Raw genomic sequence first — 6,254 nt, forward strand, 5'->3', positions numbered from 1 at the left:
CAGTGCGCTGCCGCCCAGGCAGCTCAGAAATGTTGGCGTTCGAGGGCGGTGAGTTTCATGTCGTGCGCTGCCGCCCAGGCAGCTCAGAAAACTACCCGGACAGCGAGCTGGAGCTCTTGCACGTGCGCTGCCGCCCAGGCAGCTCAGAAAAGCTCCCACACCTGGACGACAGCCCAGCTCCCGTGCGCTGCCGCCCAGGCAGCTCAGAAAATACACGAGGGTCACAAGCCCATGAAAAGAGAGTGCGCTGCCGCCCAGGCAGCTCAGAAAACTGTGCATATAGTGGCCCGACTGGCGCATGCGTGCGCTGCCGCCCAGGCAGCTCAGAAAGGCGTCCTCTACCGCTGGCACAGGGAAGACATGTGCGCTGCCGCCCAGGCAGCTCAGAAATATGCAAGATAGCCGTTTTCGTCGAATTCGTAGTGCGCTGCCGCCCAGGCAGCTCAGAAAATCGCCGCGTCTTGGATCGAATACCTGAAAAAGTGCGCTGCCGCCCAGGCAGCTCAGAAATGGACGACAGCCCAGCTCCCACACCTGGACGAGTGCGCTGCCGCCCAGGCAGCTCAGAAACCCTCCGCACCGCTGAGGATAAGGCGGTGGAGGTGCGCTGCCGCCCAGGCAGCTCAGAAAGTCAGGCGCGGCTCGTCCTCGTACAGCGCCGCGTGCGCTGCCGCCCAGGCAGCTCAGAAACCAGCGTAACCGCGCACGCGAAGCCGCACGTCGTGCGCTGCCGCCCAGGCAGCTCAGAAATGAAGGCCCACCCCGCCGCCGTCCACGTCCGCGTGCGCTGCCGCCCAGGCAGCTCAGAAATTCGGGGGAGGCGTAAGCCTCGGTGTCAGCGAGTGCGCTGCCGCCCAGGCAGCTCAGAAAAGGCGTGGCGATAAGATGGAGCTTGGCGCCGAGTGCGCTGCCGCCCAGGCAGCTCAGAAACGGAGGTCCAGGCGCTGTGGGATCGCTGGTCAGTGCGCTGCCGCCCAGGCAGCTCAGAAATGTCATGGCCCGCATAAGGCGCAGCGCCTGGGGTGCGCTGCCGCCCAGGCAGCTCAGAAAAGCTACGGTGGGGGCGACGTCTCTTGCTGTGTGTGCGCTGCCGCCCAGGCAGCTCAGAAATGCAGTAGTTCCTTGCTTGATTTCATCGTTCCGTGCGCTGCCGCCCAGGCAGCTCAGAAAAGTCTGGGTGCCTGGTGGGCACGCGATACATAGTGCGCTGCCGCCCAGGCAGCTCAGAAAATTCGAGAGAGTGGCCATCGGGAAGGGTTCGTGTGCGCTGCCGCCCAGGCAGCTCAGAAAACGACAGCGCCTAGCGTGTGGTGGAAGCGGCCGTGCGCTGCCGCCCAGGCAGCTCAGAAAAATGGAAAAATTCGGCGCCGGCCAGATCCCTGGTGCGCTGCCGCCCAGGCAGCTCAGAAAGTCATGGGCTATACCTCGCGATAATTCGCCATGTGCGCTGCCGCCCAGGCAGCTCAGAAAAGTCCTCGATGTTGGGCCGGCTGATCTTGTCGGTGCGCTGCCGCCCAGGCAGCTCAGAAATCGAAGCCGCCGACCGCGAAGGCCTGGGCGACGTGCGCTGCCGCCCAGGCAGCTCAGAAACTGATGCGCCTCACTCTGCCCTGGCCTCCCAGCGTGCGCTGCCGCCCAGGCAGCTCAGAAATGAGCGATACCGGCGCTGCAAACCAATATCTCGTGCGCTGCCGCCCAGGCAGCTCAGAAATCCTTGACTTCCACATCCTGGCGGCGCTCCGGGTGCGCTGCCGCCCAGGCAGCTCAGAAAAGATACGCCTCCGAGCGAAAGCGCTTGTCTTTGTGCGCTGCCGCCCAGGCAGCTCAGAAATCGCCGATGGCAGTGGCCGGCGCATGCCCATCGTGCGCTGCCGCCCAGGCAGCTCAGAAATCATATCCTCGGCTTTGCCACTCGGCGGCGGCGTGCGCTGCCGCCCAGGCAGCTCAGAAAACATGTGGTAAGCGCGACGCTGGCCGATGCCAGTGCGCTGCCGCCCAGGCAGCTCAGAAAACTACCTCGAGGACGACGAGGAGGTGTCGTTCGTGCGCTGCCGCCCAGGCAGCTCAGAAACGCGCCGAAGAGACGTTCGAGCAGACCGGCAGGTGCGCTGCCGCTCAGGCAGCTCAGAAATGGAGATGATCCAGCGCCACGAAGGCTTGCGCGTGCGCTGCCGCCCAGGCAGCTCAGAAATCCACAGCTCGGCGGGCTTCACTCGTTTAGGCGTGCGCTGCCGCCCAGGCAGCTCAGAAATGGGTCTTGATGCCCGACTCGAAGGCCATTCCGTGCGCTGCCGCCCAGGCAGCTCAGAAATGGGCCTTTGACTCATTCCCCCGCCTTATTCTGTGCGCTGCCGCCCAGGCAGCTCAGAAATTCGTGCGCCTGTCGCCGATGGAGGTGGATGGGTGCGCTGCCGCCCAGGCAGCTCAGAAACGGCCAATGCGCCGATGACCTCCAGTCAGCTCGTGCGCTGCCGCCCAGGCAGCTCAGAAATTGGTGGCCCATATCCTCGAACATGCGCTTTTGTGCGCTGCCGCCCAGGCAGCTCAGAAACCGGGGGCTCGCAGCTCGACAGGATCGACGGGTGCGCTGCCGCCCAGGCAGCTCAGAAAAAAGATGCCTCGGCAGTAGTCTTGCGCACCGCGTGCGCTGCCGCCCAGGCAGCTCAGAAAACTAGAGCGGCAGGAACTCAGCGAGAGCTAGCGTGCGCTGCCGCCCAGGCAGCTCAGAAATATTCAATGAGGTGCATATGACAACCAAGACCGTGCGCTGCCGCCCAGGCAGCTCAGAAACATGTACACAGCCCGCCAAGCGCGGGCTTTTTGTGCGCTGCCGCCCAGGCAGCTCAGAAAGCTTCAATAAGGGCTTTAGCTGTTGCGTCAAGGTGCGCTGCCGCCCAGGCAGCTCAGAAAACATCCTCAAAGGCGATAACGAGAGGCGACGTGTGCGCTGCCGCCCAGGCAGCTCAGAAATGACAGCCGGCCGCATCATCTAGACCTCAATGGTGCGCTGCCGCCCAGGCAGCTCAGAAACATCGGTGCAGCCATGGGTATCCAGCAGCCTCGTGCGCTGCCGCCCAGGCAGCTCAGAAATATGAACCGCGTTCCCGAATCCAAGCATTGGCGTGCGCTGCCGCCCAGGCAGCTCAGAAAACCTGCCTGAAGCAGTAGACAAAGCGAGATATGTGCGCTGCCGCCCAGGCAGCTCAGAAATCAGGGCGCTCGTAGTTACGCAGGTCGCGGATGTGCGCTGCCGCCCATGCAGCTCAGAAAAAGGGTGCCCAGCCGGAGTGGGAAGGCGAGGCGTGCGCTGCCGCCCAGGCAGCTCAGAAATGACCAGCCCCGCTGCTGCCTCGACGTGAGCCGTGCGCTGCCGCCCAGGCAGCTCAGAAAATCTGCCCATCGACAATCGCGCCGATGATGACGTGCGCTGCCGCCCAGGCAGCTCAGAAATGGCGCTCTCTCGCCAGTCCTCCAGTTGCTCCGTGCGCTGCCGCCCAGGCAGCTCAGAAAGGCTCAGGCTGGCAGCCGGAACAGCAACTCGCGTGCGCTGCCGCCCAGGCAGCTCAGAAACGCAAGAGCCGACAGTGCTGTTTCGTATGGCGGTGCGCTGCCGCCCAGGCAGCTCAGAAAAATTACTATAGCTGACAGTGCAAATACATCTCGTGCGCTGCCGCCCAGGCAGCTCAGAAATGGTCGAGATAGCCGAGATCGGCCAGTGCCTGGTGCGCTGCCGCCCAGGCAGCTCAGAAAGTTGGGCATCGTGCCGTCGTTGCGGGCGATGAGTGCGCTGCCGCCCAGGCAGCTCAGAAATAGTCGTGTCGATGGTCATGGATGACCTCCTCGTGCGCTGCCGCCCAGGCAGCTCAGAAAGGGGTGATAGGTGCTGGATCATGAATGACCATGTGCGCTGCCGCCCAGGCAGCTCAGAAAAAAAGCAAGGCGCATAAAGACAAGCGCTTTCGGTGCGCTGCCGCCCAGGCAGCTCAGAAATGGAAGGTGGGCAAGTGGCTGCGCGGCGAGCATGTGCGCTGCCGCCCAGGCAGCTCAGAAATGCCCCATGGGTAGGGTAACGGCATGGCTCGTGTGCGCTGCCGCCCAGGCAGCTCAGAAAATCGGCTACATCCTCAAGGATTGGGACTTCGAGTGCGCTGCCGCCCAGGCAGCTCAGAAATAATCCAGTGAAGGGGCGACTGCTGCGGGAGCGTGCGCTGCCGCCCAGGCAGCTCAGAAAAGCTTGTCGATGCCAGACCGGCTTCTGCGGTCGTGCGCTGCCGCCCAGGCAGCTCAGAAACGATGAGCTGCTGGAAAAGGCGGCAGACATCAGTGCGCTGCCGCCCAGGCAGCTCAGAAAATGTGCTCGTTGGCCGACCCGGTGTCGCTGAGGTGCGCTGCCGCCCAGGCAGCTCAGAAAGACCAGCGTATCCTCGGCAATATCCATATCCCGTGCGCTGCCGCCCAGGCAGCTCAGAAATGGCAAAGAACGGCAAGCCCTGCGACCTCGTCATGCGCTGCCGCCCAGGCAGCTCAGAAAGAGATGCGGGAAGACGAGAACGGGCTGTTCGTGTGCGCTGCCGCCCAGGCAGCTCAGAAAAAGACGGGCTACGCCACCCGAGCCGCCCTGTTAGTGCGCTGCCGCCCAGGCAGCTCAGAAATGGCCTTCACGTCAATAGCCAGTTTCCTGGCGGTGCGCTGCCGCCCAGGCAGCTCAGAAATTATCTGCGCTTTCATGCAGGCCGAGCCACTCGTGCGCTGCCGCCCAGGCAGCTCAGAAAACCGGGGTTCTGCATACCGACCAAGTATTGACGTGCGCTGCCGCCCAGGCAGCTCAGAAATTAGATCCCCATCTTCTTGCAAAGACTGGCGAGTGCGCTGCCGCCCAGGCAGCTCAGAAACGCAGCGAGATTGAATCCCTGGAGAGGGGGCTGTGCGCTGCCGCCCAGGCAGCTCAGAAAATGCGGCGTATCTCGGAGTAGACGGGGGTGTAGTGCGCTGCCGCCCAGGCAGCTCAGAAAAAGAATGATCGACGCTCGCGACCATCACGATCGTGCGCTGCCGCCCAGGCAGCTCAGAAAAGTTGTACTCGACGATCTTCACGCCATGCCACGTGCGCTGCCGCCCAGGCAGCTCAGAAATGATTACTGGTAACATGATTTGTCGGAGATTTGTGCGCTGCCGCCCAGGCAGCTCAGAAAACGCAGAGCCGATCTGCGACCACTTTTCGCGAGTGCGCTGCCGCCCAGGCAGCTCAGAAATTGCGGATGGCTTTTGATTCGATGCGGACCTGGTGCGCTGCCGCCCAGGCAGCTCAGAAACCACGCAACGACACTGCGCGGCCTCATAGCGAGTGCGCTGCCGCCCAGGCAGCTCAGAAATTGTTGGCCAAGGCTTCCTTGGCGGGGATGTAGTGCGCTGCCGCCCAGGCAGCTCAGAAATGTGCTTGCACACGCAGCACGGGGCGTTCAGGGTGCGCTGCCGCCCAGGCAGCTCAGAAACGTGCAACATAAAATGGTTGCGATAGCGTAGGGTGCGCTGCCGCCCAGGCAGCTCAGAAATAGCATCATCCATGCTATCAAAAACACCAAGCGTGCGCTGCCGCCCAGGCAGCTCAGAAACAAGGGCTGGGGACGTGGGCCCGCCTGACGAGGTGCGCTGCCGCCCAGGCAGCTCAGAAATCCATGATGCGCTCGGCTACGACGTAGTGGTTGTGCGCTGCCGCCCAGGCAGCTCAGAAAAGCACGGCATCATCGTCGACAAGCTCGAAGTCGTGCGCTGCCGCCCAGGCAGCTCAGAAATGGCAGACCTATGAGCGGTGGCGCCCTACGTCGTGCGCTGCCGCCCAGGCAGCTCAGAAAAATTAAAATGCCTGTCTCGCACCCTCGGATAAGTGCGCTGCCGCCCAGGCAGCTCAGAAAAGACGCCTTTTTGCCGTTGGGCAGCAGGGTGCGTGCGCTGCCGCCCAGGCAGCTCAGAAATGGCCCATCGACTCTTCGCTGCCCTCGACCTCGTGCGCTGCCGCCCAGGCAGCTCAGAAAAGAGCAGCGGGCGATGTCGAGTGTTAGCGTTTGTGCGCTGCCGCCCAGGCAGCTCAGAAATCGTACTCGCCGCCCCATGGCCGGCGCCCATCGTGCGCTGCTGCGTATTCCGGCGAACGTGACCGCTCATTCCGGCGATCGTGACCGATTTGCTCACCGGTCTCTCGCTGGCTCTGGTTTTGTAAGCTGACCGGTCACGATGGGTCAACTTCTGTTTGTAGC

Annotated in this window: 1 CRISPR repeat array (cut by a window edge). The window is 63.2% G+C overall.

Features of this window, described 5'->3' with window-relative positions:
- Positions 1-6,092: a CRISPR direct-repeat array (repeat unit 28 nt; unit sequence GTGCGCTGCCGCCCAGGCAGCTCAGAAA); it begins 598 nt to the left of the window's first position.
- The last annotated feature ends 162 nt before the right edge of the window (positions 6,093-6,254 follow it).

Origin of the sequence: Halomonas sp. DQ26W, assembly GCF_003339685.1 — a bacterium.
Taxonomy (GTDB): Bacteria; Pseudomonadota; Gammaproteobacteria; order Pseudomonadales; family Halomonadaceae; genus Halomonas.